The sequence below is a fragment of the Streptomyces sp. NPDC006610 genome (assembly GCF_040611575.1).
In the GTDB taxonomy this organism is placed as follows: domain Bacteria; phylum Actinomycetota; class Actinomycetes; order Streptomycetales; family Streptomycetaceae; genus Streptomyces.
On record NZ_JBEXOP010000001.1, the window covers coordinates 169,569 to 185,853 of the forward strand.

The 16,285-nt window shown below is 70.9% G+C and carries 14 protein-coding genes and 1 riboswitch; of the genes, 7 read left to right on the forward strand and 7 right to left on the reverse strand.

Translation table 11 applies throughout. From position 1 onward, the window contains the following. Window positions 1-284 precede the first annotated feature (284 nt). The 5 genes from ABZY13_RS00775 to ABZY13_RS00795 all read left to right on the forward strand — a co-directional run bounded on the left by ABZY13_RS00775 (window position 285) and on the right by ABZY13_RS00795 (window position 6,112). On the forward strand, window positions 285-1,532 hold the full coding sequence (locus tag ABZY13_RS00775) for an HD domain-containing protein (protein ID WP_356626508.1): 1,248 nt from the start codon (window positions 285-287) through the stop codon (window positions 1,530-1,532). 116 nt (window positions 1,533-1,648) lie between these two features. Next, a complete protein-coding gene (locus ABZY13_RS00780) occupies window positions 1,649-2,656 on the forward strand; it encodes a hypothetical protein (protein WP_356626510.1) in 1,008 nt (335 codons plus the stop codon). Between the two features lie 152 nt (window positions 2,657-2,808). After that, window positions 2,809-3,459, forward strand: a complete 651-nt coding sequence (gene def / locus ABZY13_RS00785; protein ID WP_356626511.1) for a peptide deformylase — start codon at window positions 2,809-2,811, stop codon at window positions 3,457-3,459. Between the two features lie 218 nt (window positions 3,460-3,677). Further along, window positions 3,678-4,763 carry an epi-isozizaene synthase gene (cyc1, locus tag ABZY13_RS00790; protein WP_356626512.1) on the forward strand — a complete coding sequence of 362 codons (1,086 nt, stop codon included), beginning with the start codon at window positions 3,678-3,680 and terminating at the stop codon, window positions 4,761-4,763. After that, window positions 4,760-6,112: a cytochrome P450 gene (locus ABZY13_RS00795; RefSeq protein WP_356626514.1), complete on the forward strand. Its 1,353-nt coding sequence runs from the start codon at window positions 4,760-4,762 to the stop codon at window positions 6,110-6,112. Before cyc1 ends, ABZY13_RS00795 begins: the two co-directional genes overlap by 4 nt. Here the strand turns inward: ABZY13_RS00795 and ABZY13_RS00800 are convergent. Next, a complete protein-coding gene (locus ABZY13_RS00800; protein ID WP_356626515.1) occupies window positions 6,066-7,109 on the reverse strand; it encodes a helix-turn-helix domain-containing protein in 1,044 nt (347 codons plus the stop codon). The two genes, ABZY13_RS00795 and ABZY13_RS00800, sit on opposite strands and share 47 nt — an antisense overlap. A gap of 93 nt (window positions 7,110-7,202) precedes the next feature. Here ABZY13_RS00800 and ABZY13_RS00805 point away from each other — a divergent pair, with 93 nt between their 5' ends. Then, window positions 7,203-7,412 (forward strand): hypothetical protein, encoded by a 210-nt coding sequence (locus tag ABZY13_RS00805; protein WP_356626516.1) that lies wholly within the window; start codon window positions 7,203-7,205, stop codon window positions 7,410-7,412. On the opposite strand, the gene ABZY13_RS00810 is transcribed toward ABZY13_RS00805, so the two are convergent. The 6 genes from ABZY13_RS00810 to ABZY13_RS00835 form a co-directional block, all read right to left on the reverse strand. Next, a complete protein-coding gene (locus ABZY13_RS00810; protein WP_356626807.1) occupies window positions 7,325-8,281 on the reverse strand; it encodes a ribonucleotide-diphosphate reductase subunit beta in 957 nt (318 codons plus the stop codon). The genes ABZY13_RS00805 and ABZY13_RS00810 overlap by 88 nt on opposite strands. 50 nt (window positions 8,282-8,331) lie before the next feature. Next, window positions 8,332-10,728: a ribonucleoside-diphosphate reductase subunit alpha gene (locus ABZY13_RS00815; RefSeq protein WP_356626517.1), complete on the reverse strand. Its 2,397-nt coding sequence runs from the start codon at window positions 10,726-10,728 to the stop codon at window positions 8,332-8,334. 118 nt (window positions 10,729-10,846) lie between these two features. Then, a riboswitch (cobalamin riboswitch) is annotated at window positions 10,847-10,978 on the reverse strand. A 136-nt stretch (window positions 10,979-11,114) separates the two neighbouring features. Continuing rightward, window positions 11,115-11,624, reverse strand: coding sequence for a GNAT family N-acetyltransferase (locus ABZY13_RS00820; protein ID WP_356626518.1), 510 nt, complete (start codon window positions 11,622-11,624; stop codon window positions 11,115-11,117). 69 nt (window positions 11,625-11,693) lie between these two features. Continuing rightward, on the reverse strand, window positions 11,694-13,322 hold the full coding sequence (gene mctP / locus ABZY13_RS00825; RefSeq protein WP_356626520.1) for a monocarboxylate uptake permease MctP: 1,629 nt from the start codon (window positions 13,320-13,322) through the stop codon (window positions 11,694-11,696). After that, a complete protein-coding gene (locus tag ABZY13_RS00830; RefSeq protein WP_356626521.1) occupies window positions 13,319-13,585 on the reverse strand; it encodes a DUF3311 domain-containing protein in 267 nt (88 codons plus the stop codon). Before ABZY13_RS00830 ends, mctP begins: the two co-directional genes overlap by 4 nt. Before the next feature lie 167 nt (window positions 13,586-13,752). Next, entirely contained in the window at window positions 13,753-14,517 is a 765-nt protein-coding gene (locus ABZY13_RS00835; protein ID WP_356626523.1) for a GntR family transcriptional regulator, read from the reverse strand. A 414-nt stretch (window positions 14,518-14,931) separates the two neighbouring features. On the opposite strand from ABZY13_RS00835, the gene ABZY13_RS00840 reads away from it, so the two are divergent. After that, on the forward strand, window positions 14,932-16,209 hold the full coding sequence (locus tag ABZY13_RS00840; RefSeq protein WP_356626524.1) for an extracellular solute-binding protein: 1,278 nt from the start codon (window positions 14,932-14,934) through the stop codon (window positions 16,207-16,209). The last annotated feature ends 76 nt before the right edge of the window (window positions 16,210-16,285 follow it).

The window sequence follows — 16,285 nt, forward strand, 5'->3', positions numbered from 1 at the left end:
GCGTCGGCTCGCCGGCCGCGTGGGCCTGTGTCCGTCCGTCGGCAGGGCCGTCGTGGGCCTGTGTCCGTCCGTAGGCCGCGTGGGCTCGTGTCCGCCTGTCGGCACCCCCGGGCCCGTGTCCGGTCACCGGCAGCGCCGGCCTGCGTCGGCTCGTCGGCAGCGTCGGCCCGTGTCCGCTCGTCGCAACCCTCGGCCAGTGTCCGCCGCCGGCACCGCCCGCCCGCGTCGGCTCAGCGGTGCCGCAGGCCGCGCCCGGCGTGCCCGCACCGCTCGGGGCGTGAGCCGTGACCGCCTGCCGTGCCGCTCCCGCCCTCCGGGCCATCCGCGCCTGCGCCGCCCTCCTCGCCCTGACCTGCTTCCTGAGCACCCTCTGGTCCGGTCTCGAAGACCGCGGCGCCGCCCTCGCCTTCGGGGTGCTCGTGGCCGTCGGGGAACTGGCCCGGCGGGCCGACGCGGAGGGCAGGGAGCCCGCGCCGCTCGGGGCAGCCGGGGCGCTGGCGTACGCGCTGCTCGGGACGGACGGCGGGCGGGCCACCGAGCACGGCGTCGCCCAGGTCGTCACCGTCGTGCTCGTCGCGGCGCTGCTCGGCAGCGTGCCGCACATCGCCCGCGGGCGCGGACCCACGCCCGACCACCTGGCCCGGCGGGCGCTCACCGTCGGGTTCGCCGCCGTGTGCTTCCAGCCGCTGTACAACCAGGGCGTCTTCGACGACTGGAGCGGCTCCGCCTACGCGCTGCTGCTGATCGCGCTGCTCGCGCTCACCGCGCTGTGCGACGCCGTCCTCGCCGCCGCGATCGCGCACGCCCGCACCCGCTGGCCCTTCGGCCCGCTGCTGCGCGACGAGCTGCGCGGGCTGCTCGGCATCGGGTCGGCGGTCTGCGCGACGGGCGCCGTGATGGCGCTCGCGGTCGGCGTCGTCGGGCTGTGGGCGCTGCCCGTGTTCTGTCTGCCCCTGCTGCTGGCCCAGGTCGCCTTCCGCCGGTACGCCGCCGTGCGCACCACCTACCGGCAGACCATCGCCTCCCTGGCCCGGGCCACCGAGATCGCCGGGTACACCCCGTCCGGGCACGCCCACCGGGTCGCCGCGCTCAGCCGGGCCGTGGGCCGGGACCTGGGCCTGACCGAGCCCGAGCTGACCGTGCTGGAGTACGCGGCCCTGATGCACGACATCGGTCAGCTCAGCCTGGTCGACCCGGTGCCCTCCGGCGCCACGGCCGCCCTGCCCGGCGCCGAGCAGCGCCGGATCGCCCTGCTCGGCGGCGCGGTCGTACGGCAGACCGGGGTGGACCCGCAGGTCGCGGTGATCGTCGAACGGCAGGCCGACCCCTGCCCGGAGCAGCCGCTCGCCGCCCGCATCGTCCGTGCCGTGAACGCCTACGAGGAGAAGGCACGCGACGCGGGCCCCGGCGGACCCCTGACGGCGCTGGAGGAACTGCGCCTGGCGACGGCGGGCGACTACGCCCCGGAGGTCGTCGAAGCGCTGGCCCGGGTGCTCGCGCGCGGTTGTCTGACCCCGCCCCCGGCTGGGTAACCCATGGGTAATGAGCGCCCCTCCAGCCGTACGTGGTTGGATGCGAAGGGAGAGGGTCTCGAGAGGCTGTCCGGGGGCACAGCCGGCCCCTCCCACGAAAACGGCAGGCGGGAATCGTGAGGATCTTCGGCAAGGGACGGCACCGGCCCTCCGCCTCCTGGCGGCAGGCCACCGACCGCGCGTTCACGCTGATCGGCGACGGCCGGTACGAGGACGCGGGCGCGCTGCTGACGCGGGCCGCCGACCTGGAGCCGTGGCTGTCGGAGTCCTGGTTCAACCTCGCCCTGCTGCACAAGTTCCGGCACGACTGGGAGCAGGCGCGCGCCGCGGGCCTCAGAGCCGTCGCGCTGCTCGACCGGGAGACCGGCGCACCCGACTGGTGGAACGTCGGCATCGCCGCCACCGCCCTCCAGGACTGGCCGCTGGCCCGCCGCGCCTGGCAGGCCTACGGGCTGCACGTGCCTGGGGGCACCTCCCGGCCGAAGGCCGGGGGAGGCGCCGCCGACTCCGGCGAGCCCGTCGGCATGGACCTCGGCAGCGCGGCCGTACGGCTGTCGCCCGAGGGCGAGGCCGAGGTGGTGTGGGGGCGGCGGCTCGACCCCGCCCGCATCGAGGTGCTGTCCATCCCGCTGCCGTCCTCAGGGCGCCGCTGGGGCGAGGTCGTGCTGCACGACGGCGTGCCGCACGGCGAGCGCACCACGGCCGCCGGGCACACCTACCCGGTCTTCGACGAGATCGAGCTGTGGGCGCCCTCGCCCGTGCCGACCTGGGTCGTGCTGCTGGAGGCCGCGACCGAGGCCGACCGGGACGCGCTGGAACAGCTCGCCGCCGACGCCGGGTTCGCCGCCGAGGACTGGTCGTCCTCCGTGCGGCTGCTGTGCCGGATGTGCTCCGAGTCGCGGATGCCGTCCGACGAGGGCGACGGCGAGCACCTCGACCCGCACGACCACAGCGAGCCCGGCCATCCGGGGCCGCTCGGGCACCGTACCGACGGGCAGTCATGGGTGCCGGAGCGCGAGTGCGGGGTGGCCGCGCCGGCGTCTTTGGTGCGGGGGCTGCTGGACGGGTGGGTAGCGGACAGTCCGGACTCGCGCGACTGGCGGGACCTGGAAGAGGTCTGCTAGCGCCTGTCGGCCGCCGCCCCGCTTGGCTGCCCATCGGCCTCTCCGCCCGTCCGCGACGGCCGGAAGCGTCCTGCTCGGCCCGGGACGCCGACCGGCCCCCGTAGGCTGTCTCTCGCAGAATTTCCAGGAACGCAGGAAGGCGTACGTCGGTCATGGCGCAGCAGGACACCGATCAGCAGCACGCGGGCGTGCTCCCCGTGGACGACGAGGGCTTCGTCATCGACACGGAGGACTGCGACGAGCGCGAGCAGGCGTACCGCGAGCGCGGCACCTCCCGCCCGATCACGGTCGTGGGCAACCCCGTGCTCCACAAGGAGTGCAAGGACGTCACCACCTTCGACGACGAGCTGCGGAAGCTGGTGGACGACATGTTCGCCAGCCAGCGCACCGCCGAGGGCGTGGGCCTGGCCGCCAACCAGATCGGCGTCGACCTGAAGGTCTTCGTCTACGACTGCCCGGACGACGAGGGCGTGCGGCACGTCGGCGTGGTGTGCAACCCGAAGCTCGTCGAACTGCCCGCCGACCGGCGCCGGCTGGACGACAGCAACGAGGGCTGCCTGTCCGTGCCGACCGCCTACGCGCCGCTCGCCCGGCCGGACTACGCCGAGGTGACCGGGCAGGACGAGCGGGGCAACCCGATCAAGGTCCGCGGCACCGGATACTTCGCACGGTGTTTGCAGCACGAGACGGACCATCTCTACGGCTACCTCTACATCGACCGGCTGTCCAAGCGTGAACGCAAGGACGCGCTGCGGCAGATGGCCGAGAACGAGCCCCGCTACCCCGTCGTCCCCAACGACTGAGCACGCGCGCACCGCACGGCGCCTGTCCGGGAATCGTCCTGGACAGGCGCCGTTCGTCTGTCAAGAGGGGAATTTCGGCGCCGGGGGGTAGTGAAGGGAGCAAATCCGTTCCCAGGAAGGTCAGTTGTGGTGCTGAATGGGGAGTGCGGTGATACGCAACGGCGCACGCCCGGCTCATCCGAGGGAGTGCGCGACTGGCGGCTGAGAGGGGTATGTCCGTGCCTGCTTTCTCACACAGCACCACAGCGACCGCGACAGCGATCGCCGTTCCACCGTCGCTCCGCCTTCCGGAGATCGAGGCGGCGTTTACCCGGCAACTGCACCCGTATTGGCCCAGGCTCCAGGAGAGGACCCGCACCTGGCTCCTGGAAAAGCGGCTCATGCCCGCGGACAAGGTCGAGGAATATGCCGATGGCCTGTGCTACACGGATCTCATGGCCGGGTACTACCTCGGCGCGCCCGACCCGGTCCTGCAGGCGATAGCCGACTACAGCGCGTGGTTCTTCGTCTGGGACGACCGCCACGACCGGTACATCGTCCACCGCAGGCCGGCCGCCTGGGGCAGGCTGCGCAAGGGGCTGCACCAGGCCCTGGACTCCCCGCGGGAACACCTGCACCACCGGGACCCGCTGGTCGCCGGGCTGGCCGACAGCGCGCTCAGGCTGTTCTCGTTCCTGCCCGGGTCCTGGAACGCCCGCTTCACCCGTCACTTCCACGAGGTGATAGAGGCATACGACCGGGAATTCAGAAACCGCACCGAAAGGATCGTCCCGACCGTCGAGGAGTACCTCGCCCTGCGCCGGCTCACCTTCGCCCACTGGATCTGGACCGACCTGTTGGAGCCGAGTGCCGGCCGTGAACTCCCGGACCAGGTGCGAAAACATCCGGCATTCCGGCGGGCGGCGCTCCTCAGCCAGGAATTCGCCGCGTGGTACAACGACCTCTGCTCGCTCCCCAAGGAAATCGCGGGGGACGAGGTGCACAATCTCGGAATCAGCCTCATCGCGCATGAGGGAATGAATCTGGAAGAGGCGATCGCCGAAGTGCGGCGACGCGTCGAGAACTGCGTGAGCGAATTCCGGGCGGCCGAGCGGAAAGCACTCGCGTTCGCCGACTCGCTCGCCGACGGAACGGCCCGGGGCGCCGAACTGAGCGAGGCCGTACGCACCTGCCTCGGGAACATGCGGAACTGGTTCAGTTCCGTCTACTGGTTCCACCACGAGTCCGGCCGCTACATGGTCGACAACTGGGACGACCGGTCCACACCCCCGTACGTCGACAACGAAACGGCAGGTGAGAAATGACCGTCGAAGCCGTGAAATCCGAGCTGGGCGCACCTCCCCTCGCGGGCGGCGCGGTGCCGCTCCTCGGGCACGGGCTGCGGCTGGTCCGCGACCCGCTGCGCTTCATGTCCCGGCTGCGCGACCACGGCGACGTGGTCCGGCTGCGGCTCGGCCCCAAGACGGTGTACGCCGTCACCACCCCGGAGCTGACCGGCGCCCTGGCGCTGAGCCCCGACTACAAGATCGACGGGCCGCTGTGGGAGTCGCTGGAGGGCCTGCTCGGCAAGGAGGGCGTGGCCACGGCCAACGGTCCCCGCCACCGCCGCCAGCGCCGCACCGTCCAGCCCGCGTTCCGGCTCGACGCCATCCCGGCCTACGCCTCGGTCATGGAGGAGGAGGCGCACGCCCTCACCACCCGCTGGCGGCCCGGCGAGACCGTCGACTGCACCGCGGAGTCCTTCCGGGTCGCCGTCCGCATCGCCGCCCGCTGCCTGCTGCGGGGCCAGTACATGGACGAGCGCGCCGAGCGGCTGTGCACCGCCCTCGCCACCGTCTTCCGCGGCATGTACCGCCGGATGGTGATCCCGCTCGGCCCGCTGTACCGGCTGCCCCTTCCGGCCAACCGGGAATTCAACCGGGCACTGGCCGATTTGCATCTCCTCGTGGACGAGATCGTCGCCGAGCGCCGCGCATCCGGTCAAAGGCCGGACGATCTGCTGACGGCATTGCTGGAAGCGAAGGACGACAACGGCGACCCGATCGGGGAACAGGAGATCCACGACCAGGTCGTCGCGATACTCACCCCCGGAAGCGAAACCGTCGCTTCCACGGTGATGTGGCTGCTCCAGGTGCTCGCCGTCCATCCGGAACAGGCCGACCGGATCCGGGACGAGGTCCAATCCGTGACCGGCGGCCGGCCCGTCGCATTCGACGACGTCCGCCGGCTCACCCACACCAACAATGTCGTCGTCGAGTCGATGCGTTTGCGCCCGGCCGTCTGGATATTGACCCGGCGGGCGGTCAGGGACACCGAACTCGGCGGCTATCGCATTCCGGCCGGGGCCGACATCGTGTACAGCCCGTATGCGATCCAGCGCGATCCGCGTTCGTACGCGCACCACCTCGAGTTCGATCCCGATCGCTGGCTTCCGGAACGTGCCAAGGAAGTGCCCAAATATGCCATGAGCCCGTTCAGCGTGGGTAACCGGAAGTGCCCGAGCGACCATTTCTCCATGGCACAGCTGACCCTGCTGACGGCGGCCCTGGCCACCAGGTACCGCTTCGAACAGGTGCCTGGCTCCGACGACACGACCCGCGTGGGCATCACGCTCCGTCCCCACAGGCTGCTGCTGCGGCCGGTGGAGCGGTGAGCCGCCGCCTGCCGGCGCCCGGCCGGGCGGCCTGCGGATCGCAGTCGGGGCCCCTGAACGTGCGCCGGTAGGCGTTCGGCGTGGTGCCCAGCGACCGCACGAACTGGTGTCGCAGCGCCGCCGGGTTGCCGAACCCGGCCCGCCCGGCGATCGCGTCCACCGTCTCGTCCGTCGCCTCCAGCAGCCGCTGGGCCAGCAGCACGCGCTGGCGCAGGATCCAGCGGTACGGGGTCGTCCCCGTCTCCTGCTGGAAGCGGCGGGCGAAGGTGCGCGGCGACATCAGGGCACGGGCGGCGAGCTGTTCGACGGTCACCTCGCGGTCGAGGTTGCGCTCCATCCACACCAGCACGTCGGCGACGGAGTCGGCCTCCGAGCGGGGCAGCGGGCGCTCGATGTACTGGGCCTGGCCGCCGTCCCGGTGCGGCGGCACCACCATCCGCCGGGCGATCCGGTTGGCGACCTCGGGGCCCTGTTCCTTGCGCACGATGTGCAGACAGGCGTCGATGCCGGCCGCGGTGCCCGCCGAGGTGATCACCGGGTCCGCGTCGACGTACAGCACGTCCGGCTCCACCACGGCTCTCGGGTACTGCCGGGACAGTTCGCCGGCGTGCCGCCAGTGGACCGCGCAGCGCCGGCCGTCCAGCAACCCGGCGGCGCCCAGCACGAAGGCGCCGGAGCACACGCTGAGCACCCGCGCGCCCCGGTCCACGCCCCGGCGCAGCGCGGCCAGCAGCTCGGGCGGGAAGATCCGGGTGTCGTAGGCGGACCCGGCCGGCACGGCGATCAGGTCGGCCGACTCCAGCCGGTCGAGACCGTGTTCGACCTGCACCGAGAAACCGGCGTTGGAACGCAGCGTCGGTCCCTCGGCCGAGACGACCGCGAAGTCGTACACCGGCAGCCCGTCGTCGCTGCGGTCGATGCCGAAGACCTCGCAGACGACGCCGAGTTCGAAGGGGTTCACACCGTCGACGAGGACGGCGGCCACGTTCTGGAGCATGCGCCCCAGTGTGCCGTACGGCTGGCAGGAATTCGAGGTTCTCGGTCAGTCCTGCCACTGTCAGGAGCGTCTCACGCTGACGAGACTTACCGCATGAACGCATTCCGCGACTACGCGACCGTCCTGATCATCGCCGCCGTCCTCGCCGCTCCGGCGCTCGTGGGCCTGTTCCACGAGCGCCGGATCGACCGGCAGCTGAATCCCCGGCCGAAGGCTCAGAAGTCCTCGTCCAGGTCCACCGTGCCCTCCACCGCGACCTGGTACGCCGAGGGCCGCCGCTCGAAGAAGTTGGTCAGCTCCTGAACCCCCTGCAGCTCCATGAACGAGAAGGGGTTCTCGGAGCCGTACACCGGGGCGAAGCCGAGGCGGGTCAGCCGCTGGTCGGCGACGCACTCCAGGTACTGCCGCATCGACTCGGTGTTCATCCCCGGGAGGCCGTCGCCGCACAGGTCGCGCGCGAACTGCAGCTCGGCCTTGACGGCCTCCCGCAGCATGGCGGTGACCTCGTCCCGCAGCTCCTCGTCGAACAGCTCCGGCTCCTCCGCACGGACGGTGTCGACCACGTCGAAGGCGAACGACATGTGCATCGTCTCGTCCCGGAACACCCAGTTGGTGCCGGTGGCCAGGCCGTGAAGGAGCCCCCGGCCGCGGAACCAGTAGACGTACGCGAAGGCCCCGTAGAAGAACAGGCCCTCGATGCACGCGGCGAAGCAGATCAGGTTCAGCAGGAAGCGGCGCCGGTCCGCCCGCGTCTCGAGCCGGTCCAGCTTCTCCACCGAGTCCATCCACCGGAAGCAGAATTCGGCCTTCTCCCGGATGGACGGGATGTTCTCCACGGCGGCGAACGCGGCGGCGCGGTCCTCCGGGTCGGGCAGATAGGTGTCGAGCAGCGTCAGATAGAACTGGACGTGGACGGCCTCCTCGAACAGCTGTCGCGACAGATACAGCCGCGCCTCGGGGGAGTTGATGTGCTTGTAGAGCGTCAGCACCAGGTTGTTCGCGACGATCGAGTCGCCGGTCGCGAAGAAGGCGACCAGCCGGCCGATCAGATGCCGCTCGCCGGGCGTCAGCCTCGCGAGGTCGGCGACGTCCGAGTGGAGGTCGACCTCCTCCACGGTCCAGGTGTTCTTGATGGCGTCCCGGTAGCGCTCGTAGAAGTCCGGGTAGCGCATGGGGCGCAGGGTCAGCTCGAAGCCGGGGTCGAGCAGGTTCTGGCTGGTCTTCACTGGCAGGCCTCGCAGGACTCGGGGTTTTCCAGGGAGCAGGCGACGGCCTCGTCGGAGGAGACCGGCGGCGCGGGGACGGCCGCCCGTGCCGCGCGGGCGATCCGGGTCGCCGGGCGGGAGCGCAGGTAGTACGTCGTCTTCAGGCCCCGCTTCCAGGCGTACGCGTACATCGAGGAGAGCTTGCCGATGGTCGGCGTCTCCAGGAACAGGTTCAGCGACTGCGACTGGTCCAGGTACGGCGTGCGGTCGGCGGCCATGTCGATCAGGGCGCGCTGCGGGATCTCCCACGCCGTGCGGTACAGGCGCCGTACGTCCTCGGGGATCCGGGCGAAGTCCCGCACCGAGCCGTTCGACTCGCGCAGCGCCTCACGGCTGCGGGCGTCCCAGACGCCGAGCCGCTTGAGGTCCTCCACCAGGTACGGGTTGACCTGGAGGAACTCGCCGGAGAGGGTCTCGCGCTTGAACAGGTTGGACACCTGCGGCTCGATGCACTCGTAGACGCCCGCGATGGAGGCGATGGTGGCGGTCGGCGCGACGGCCAGCAGCAGACAGTTGCGCAGGCCGGTGGCGGCGATCCGCTCGCGCAGCGCCGCCCACCGCTCGGGCCAGGCGGGCTCGACGCCGTAGTGGTCGGGGTGCAGGACGCCGCGGGCGGTACGGGTCTTCTCCCACGCCGGCAGCGGGCCGCTGCGCTCGGCCAGGCCGGCGGAGGCCTCGTACGCGGCCAGCATGATCCGCTCGGCGATCCTGGTGGACAGGGCGCGTGCCTCGGGGGAGTCGAAGGGCAGCCGCAGCTTGAAGAAGACGTCCTGGAGGCCCATCACGCCGAGGCCGACCGGACGCCAGCGGGCGTTGGAGCGGCCGGCCTCCTCGGTCGGGTAGAAGTTGACGTCCACGACCCGGTCGAGGAAGACGACGGCGGTGCGGACGGTGTCGTCCAGCCGCTCCCAGTCCATGTCCGAGCCGCTCACGAAGGCGCCGAGGTTGACCGAGCCCAGGTTGCAGACCGCCGTCTCGCCGTCGTCGGTGACCTCCAGGATCTCCGTGCAGAGGTTGGAGGAGTGGACGACGTGACCGGGCTCGGCGGTCTGGTTGGCGGTGCGGTTGGCGGCGTCCTTGAAGGTCATCCAGCCGTTGCCGGTCTGCGCGAGGGTGCGCATCATCCGGCCGTACAGCTCCCGCGCGGGCAGGACCTTGCGGGCGAGGCCCTTCTCCTCGGCCGCGCGGTAGGCGGCGTCGAACTCCGCGCCCCACAGGTCGGTCAGCTCCGGCACGTCGGACGGGGAGAACAGCGACCACGCGCCGTCGGCGTCGACGCGGCGCATGAACTCGTCCGGGACCCAGTGCGCGAGGTTCAGGTTGTGGGTGCGGCGGGCGTCCTCACCGGTGTTGTCGCGCAGCTCCAGGAACTCCTCGATATCCGCGTGCCAGGTCTCCAGGTACACCGCCGCGGCTCCCTTGCGCCGGCCTCCCTGGTTCACGGCGGCCACCGAGGCGTCGAGGGTCTTCAGGAACGGGACGATGCCGCCCGAGTGCCCGTTGGTGCCGCGGATCAGCGAACCCCGGGCACGGACGCGGGAGTAGGCGATGCCGATGCCGCCCGCGTGCTTCGACAGGCGGGCGACCTGGTGGTAGCGGTCGTAGATCGAGTCCAGCTCGTCCTGCGGGGAGTCGAGGAGGTAGCAGGACGACATCTGGGGGTGGCGGGTGCCGGAGTTGAAGAGGGTGGGGGAGGAGGGGAGGTAGTCGAGGCGGCTCATCAGCCGGTAGAGGGCGGCGACCTCGTCGACCGCGCGCGCGGTGTCGTCCTCGGCGAGGCCGGCGGCGACGCGGAGCAGGAAGTGCTGGGGCGTCTCGACGACCTTGCGGGTGACCGGGTGGCACAGCAGGTAGCGGCTGTGCAGGGTGCGCAGGCCGAAGTAGCCGAAGCGGTCGTCGGCGGCCGGGTCGACCAGGGCGTCGAGGCGGTCGGCGTGGAGGCGCACGAACTGCGCGGTGCGGTCCGCGACGAGGCCCTCGCGGTGACCGGTCGCGACCGACTCGGTGAACGTGGTGACGCCCTGGGAGGCGGCCTCGGCGCGGAGGGTCTGGGTGAGCAGCCGGGCGGCGAGCTTCGAGTGGGCGGGGTCCTCGGAGATCAGGCCGGCGGCGGCCTCCGTGGCCAGTTCGCGCAGTTCGGCCTCGTCCGCGTGCGCCGATCGGCCGCGCAGCGCGGCGGCGGCGACCCGTCCGGGGTCGGCGCCGGGGAGGTCGGCGGTCAGCTCGGTCAGGGTCCGCAGCAGGGCGGCTCCGGGGGCGTCGTCGGCGGGCTGGGCCCACTGCGACGCCCGAGTCGCCTGCGTCGTGTGTGTCGCCTGGGTCGCTGAAGCGGGATCCGCTGGCGCGATGGTCACGTGGGGGCTCTCCCTCGCTCGGGCACGGGGCCTGCGAGGGCGGGGCAGCTCACGAGCGCACGCGGCGTCGCGTCCACCGACCCATTCCACGAGGCCCGGACGTCATGCGCCGGGCCGGTCGGCCGGGCGCGCTGCCGGCAGGTCGTCGGACTCGACAGGCGTGCGTGAACACGCGTGTACACCGTTGCGGGACAGTTCCGGATTCGCACCGGATTCCCCTGCGGCGGCAGCGAGCATGAGCATACATCTTGTGTCGGTCGCGGAAAGCACCCCCCAGATGTTGTGCCCCGCCGTGTCGCGTCGGAGCGCGGGAGTGCCGGAGGCGGGGACGGCGAAGCGTCGGGGCGGGCCGCGGTCGGGTCGGGTCGGGTCGGGTCGGAGGAGCGTCAGCGCAGGGCGAGCGCGTAGGTGATCAGCAGGACGTCGTCCACGTCCGGGAGGGGGTTCCAGTCGCGCTCCGGGGTGCGGACGAAACCCAGCCGCTCGTAGATGCGGTGGGCGGCGTGCATCGTGCGCTGACTGGACAGCACGACGCCGTTGCAGCCGGTCAGGCTCCGCGCCCGCTCGACGCAGGCGCGGGCCAGCGCCTCGCCGACGCCCCGGCCGCGTGCGGCGTGCGCGACCGCGAGCATCCGTATCTCGGCTTCGCCGGGCTCCGCGATGTCGGCCATGGGACCGCCGGAGGGCACGAAGGTGACGCCGCCGAGCACCTCGCCGTCGCGCACGGCGACCAGTACCTCGGCGTGGGCGGCGCGCTTCGCCACGTCCCGCAACTCGCCCAGGTACGCGTCGCTCTCACCGAAGTCGAGGAGGCCGTCCTGGAGATAGGCCTGCGCGGTGATCTCTCCGAGGGGCGCGTACTCGGCGGGTTCCGCCGGGCGGATGACGATGTCCATGGGGGGAGTGTGCACGACGGCGGGCCGCCGCAGGTCCTGCCTGCGACGGCCCGCCGGGGTGTGCGTCGGTCAGTGGGCCGATCCCGCCGTGGCCGGCGGGAGTTCCACCTGGACGCCCGGGTCGCCGGCGTCCGCGGTGTAGTCCTCGGGGCGCGTCTCGTCGACGCCGTCGGGGGCCTTCACCGCCCGCAGCACGAAGGTCAGGACCACCGTCACCGCCAGGTTGATCACGAACGCCGTGAGGCCGATGTAGCCGATCTCGCCGATGCCGGGGATCTCCTTCGACGAGCCGCCGAAGTGCTTCTGCGTGGGCGAGGCGACGCCGTACGCGGCGACCGTGCCGTAGAGCATGCCGACCGCCCAGCCGGCCAGCAGCGCCCAGCGGTGGAACCAGCGCGTGAACAGGCCGCCCACCAGCGCCGGGAACGTCTGGAGGATCCAGATGCCGCCCAGCAGCTGGAAGTTGATGGCCACCGTCTTGTCCATGGTCAGGACGAAGGCGAGCGCGCCCACCTTCACCAGCAGCGACACCAGCTTGGAGACCCGGGTCTCCTGCTCCGGCGTGGCGTCCGGCTTGAGGAAGTCCTTGTAGATGTTGCGGGTGAACAGGTTCGCCGCCGCGATCGACATGATCGCCGCCGGGACCAGCGCGCCGATGCCGATGGCCGCGAAGGCGACGCCCGCGAACCAGTCCGGGAACATGTTCTCGAACAGCTGCGGGATCGCCAGCTGCCCGTTGGACACCTTGACCCCGGCCGCGATGGCCATGAAGCCGAGCAGCGCCAGCAGGCCGAGCATCAGCGAGTACAGCGGCAGGATCGTGGTGTTGCGGCGGATCACCTCACGGCTGCGCGAGGACAGCGTCGCGGTGATCGAGTGCGGGTACATGAACAGCGCGAGCGCGGAGCCCAGCGCCAGCGTGGCGTACGTCCACTGGCCCGCGTCGCCCGGCACCAGCGCCCCGCGCGGAGCGCCCGTCGCCGGGTTGGTCTCGCCGAACGCCTCGCCCGCCTTGGCGAAGACGTCGTCGAAGCCGCCCAGCTTGATCGGGATGTAGATGATCGCCACCGCGATGACGATGTAGATCAGCGTGTCCTTCACGAACGCGATCAGCGCCGGCGCCCGCAGCCCCGACGAGTAGGTGTACGCGGCCAGCACGCCGAAGGCGATCAGCAGCGGCAGGTCCTTGATGAACCAGTTGGTGTCCTCGCCGCCGCCGACGCCCATGACGTCCAGCACGGCCTGGATGCCGACCAGTTGGAGCGCGATGTACGGCATCGTCGCCAGGATGCCGGTGAGCGCCACCGCCAGCGACAGGCCCTTGGAGCCGAACCGGCCGCGCACGAAGTCGGACGTCGTCACATAGCCGTGCTTGTGCGAGACCGACCACAGGCGGGGCAGGAAGGTGAAGATCAGCGGGTAGACCAGGATGGTGTACGGCACGGCGAAGAACCCGGCCGCGCCCGCCGCGTAGATCGCCGCCGGGACCGCCACGAAGGTGTACGCCGTGTAGAGGTCGCCGCCGAGCAGGAACCACGTGACCCAGGTGCCGAACGACCGGCCGCCCAGGCCCCATTCGTCGAGGCTGTGCTCGTTCTCCGCCTTGCGCCAGCGCGAGGCGAGGAAGCCCATGACCGTGACGGCCAGGAAGAAGAAGATGAAGACGGCGAGCGCGACGCCGTTGACGCCCTCGTTCATCGCGCGGCACCGCCCTTCCGGCCGCCGCGGGCGCGCTGGTCACGCTGCCAGAGCTTGAAGGCGACCATCGTCAGCGCCGTGGAGATGAGCACCCACGCCATCTGGTACCAGTAGAAGAACGGGATGCCGATGAACTGCGGTTCGGTTCTGGCGTACGACCCGACCCACAGCATGGCGACGAACGGCGCTGTGAGGCAGAGGGCGATGACGACGCGCGCGGGCGTCACCACCGGCCCTCTGCCGGTTTCTGGGGCTTGCGACATGGCGGCTCCCGTCCCCTCACTGATCACCTGTTTGCAATGCGCAGGCAATCTAGGTCAGCGACCGGCGCAAACGGAACCCCTCGACGCACTCGACGTGCGGTTTTCCGAGGTCCGTTCCGGAGGTGCGGTCGTGAGCCCGAGGGCCGCCCCCGTTCCTGGGGCCGGGGTCAGTCCTGCGGCCGCTTCAGGCGGGCCACGAACTTGTACCGGTCCCCGCGGTAGACCGAGCGCACCCACTCCACCGGCCGCCCCTCGCGGTCCAGGGAGTGGCGGGAGAGCATCAGCATCGGCAGGCCCACGTCGGTGCCCAGCAGACCGGCCTCGCGCGGGGTGGCCAGCGAGGTCTCGATGGTCTCCTCGGCCTCGGCGAGATGGACGTCGTACACCTCGGCCAGCGCGGTGTAGAGGGACGTGTACTTGGCCAGGCTGCGGCGCAGCGCCGGGAAGCGCTTGGCGCTCAGGTGGGTCGTCTCTATGGCCATGGGCTCGCCGTTGGCCATGCGCAGCCGCTCGATGCGCAGCACCCGGCCGCCGGCCGTGATGTCGAGCAGCCCGGCGAGGGTGTCGTCGGCCGTGATGTAGCCGACGTCCAGCAGCTGGGAGGTGGGCTCCAGGCCCTGGGCGCGCATGTCCTCGGTGTACGAGGTCAGTTGCAGCGCCTGCGACACCTTCGGCTTGGCGACGAACGTGCCCTTGCCCTGGATGCGCTCCAGCCGGCCCTCGACCACCAGCTCCTGGAGGGCCTGGCGGACCGTCGTGCGCGAGGTGTCGAACTCGGCGGCGAGCGTGCGCTCCGGGGGCACCGGCGTGCCGGGGGCCTGCGTCTCGGTCATCTCGAGCAGGTGCTTCTTCAGGCGGTAGTACTTGGGCACGCGCGCGGTACGGACGGTCGCCCCACCCTCGTTCTCCGCACTGCTGACGTCGGTGCTCATGCTCTGCCTTCCCGGCTCCGGGTGCCGAAACGACCGACATATCCGTCGGTCACGGCTCACATCGTGGCACGGCCTCGGCGCGGAAAGGTCCTCCGCACGCTCCGTGATCCCCTCTGTATACCGTCGGCGCGCTTCGTTGGTCTAGTCCATCTCACGGTAAGTGGTCTACCCGCAGTGTGTCGTGTCGGGGCGCTGTTTTCGACGGGTTGTTACTTAAAGGTTCCTGCATATGTAGGTCCCATAACGGCTGGTGAGAGGCGTTCCGTGACCCTTGACACGCCATATGGTCTGGGCCAAGCTCCCGGTACTGGTCTACACCATTGGTCCAGGTCCCGGCCCCACGGACGGTGCGCACGGCGCCCACGTCACATCGCGGGGACGAGGGGGGTTTGCAGCATCCCTGAGGAGGGTGGCGTGAAGCGCAAGCTGATATCCGCGATCGGTGTCGCGGGCATGCTGATGTCCATCGCGGCGTGCGGTGGCGACGACGGCGGCAGCGAGGGCAAGTCGGGAGCGGACGGCTACGCCGGCCAGACGCTCACGGTCTGGGTGATGGACGGTTCGTCCCCCGACCAGTGGCAGAAGGACGTCGCCGCCGCCTTCGAGAAGAAGACCAAGGCGAAGGTCAAGTTCGAGATCCAGCAGTGGAACGGCATCCAGCAGAAGCTGACCACCGCCCTGTCCGAGGAGAACCCGCCGGACGTCTTCGAGATCGGCAACACCCAGACGCCGGCCTACGCCAAGACCGGCGGCCTGGCCGACCTGGCCGACCTGAAGGCCGAGATCGGCGGCGAGTGGACCGAGGCGCTGAACAACTCCTCCGTCTACGAGGGCAAGCAGTACGCGGCGCCCTGGTACTTCGCCAACCGCGTGGTCATCTACAACAAGAAGGTGTGGAAGGACGCGGGCATCACCGAGACGCCCAAGACCCGTGACGAGTTCTACGACGCCCTGAAGACGATCGGCGAGAAGACCGACGCCGAGCCGATCTACCTGCCCGGCCAGAACTGGTACCACTTCGTCGGCCTGGTGGTCGGCGAGGGTGGCGAACTGGTCAAGAAGGAGGGTGACAAGTACGTCTCCAACCTGGCCGACCCGAAGGTCGCCGCCGCCATGGAGACCTACAAGAAGTTCCAGTCCCTCTCCAAGGCGCCCAAGGACAAGGACGAGGCCACCCCGCAGCAGGGCGAGGTCTTCGGCAAGGGCGACGTCGGCGCGTTCATCGGCATGGGCTGGGAAGCCGGCATCGCGATCGAGGCCAACCCGAAGATCGAGAAGGAGATCGGCTACTTCACCATCCCCGGTGCGACGGCCGACAAGCCCGAGGGCGTCTTCCTCGGCGGCTCCAACCTCGCCGTCGCCGCGGGCAGCCAGAAGCAGGAACTCGCCAAGGAATTCCTGAAGATCGCCCTGTCCGACGAGTACGAGGGCCAGCTGGCCAAGCTCAACGGCGTCATCCCGAACAAGGAGTCGCTGCAGGCCAACGTCAAGGGCAACCCCGCCGCCGAGGCCATGGCGCCGGCCGCCGCGGGCGGTGGCACCACGCCGCTGATCCCGGAGTGGGCCGCCGTGGAGAACGCGCCCAACCCGGTCAAGACCTACATGACCGCCGTGCTCAACGGAAAGTCGCCGGCCGAGGCCGCCAAGCAGGTCGAGGACGAGTTCAACAAGCGTCTGTCCCAGGAGAGCTGACGGCGCGGGTGATCAACGGGGAGCGGGGGCCGCACGTTTCCGTACGGCCCCCGCTCCCGTGACACCGCAGGTCGAG

Bases quoted from the DNA above. Each gene is read 5' to 3' on its own strand.
- ABZY13_RS00795 (WP_356626514.1), top strand. From the start codon at position 4,760: ATGACCGTCGAAGCCGTGAAATCCGAGCTGGGCGCACCTCCCCTCGCG.
- ABZY13_RS00805 (WP_356626516.1), top strand. From the start codon at position 7,203: ATGAACGCATTCCGCGACTACGCGACCGTCCTGATCATCGCCGCCGTC.
- ABZY13_RS00830 (WP_356626521.1), bottom strand. From the start codon at position 13,585: ATGTCGCAAGCCCCAGAAACCGGCAGAGGGCCGGTGGTGACGCCCGCG.
- def (WP_356626511.1), top strand. From the start codon at position 2,809: ATGGCGCAGCAGGACACCGATCAGCAGCACGCGGGCGTGCTCCCCGTG.
- mctP (WP_356626520.1), bottom strand. From the start codon at position 13,322: ATGAACGAGGGCGTCAACGGCGTCGCGCTCGCCGTCTTCATCTTCTTC.
- ABZY13_RS00835 (WP_356626523.1), bottom strand. From the start codon at position 14,517: ATGAGCACCGACGTCAGCAGTGCGGAGAACGAGGGTGGGGCGACCGTC.
- ABZY13_RS00810 (WP_356626807.1), bottom strand. From the start codon at position 8,281: ATGCGCTACCCGGACTTCTACGAGCGCTACCGGGACGCCATCAAGAAC.
- ABZY13_RS00800 (WP_356626515.1), bottom strand. From the start codon at position 7,109: ATGCTCCAGAACGTGGCCGCCGTCCTCGTCGACGGTGTGAACCCCTTC.
- ABZY13_RS00820 (WP_356626518.1), bottom strand. From the start codon at position 11,624: ATGGACATCGTCATCCGCCCGGCGGAACCCGCCGAGTACGCGCCCCTC.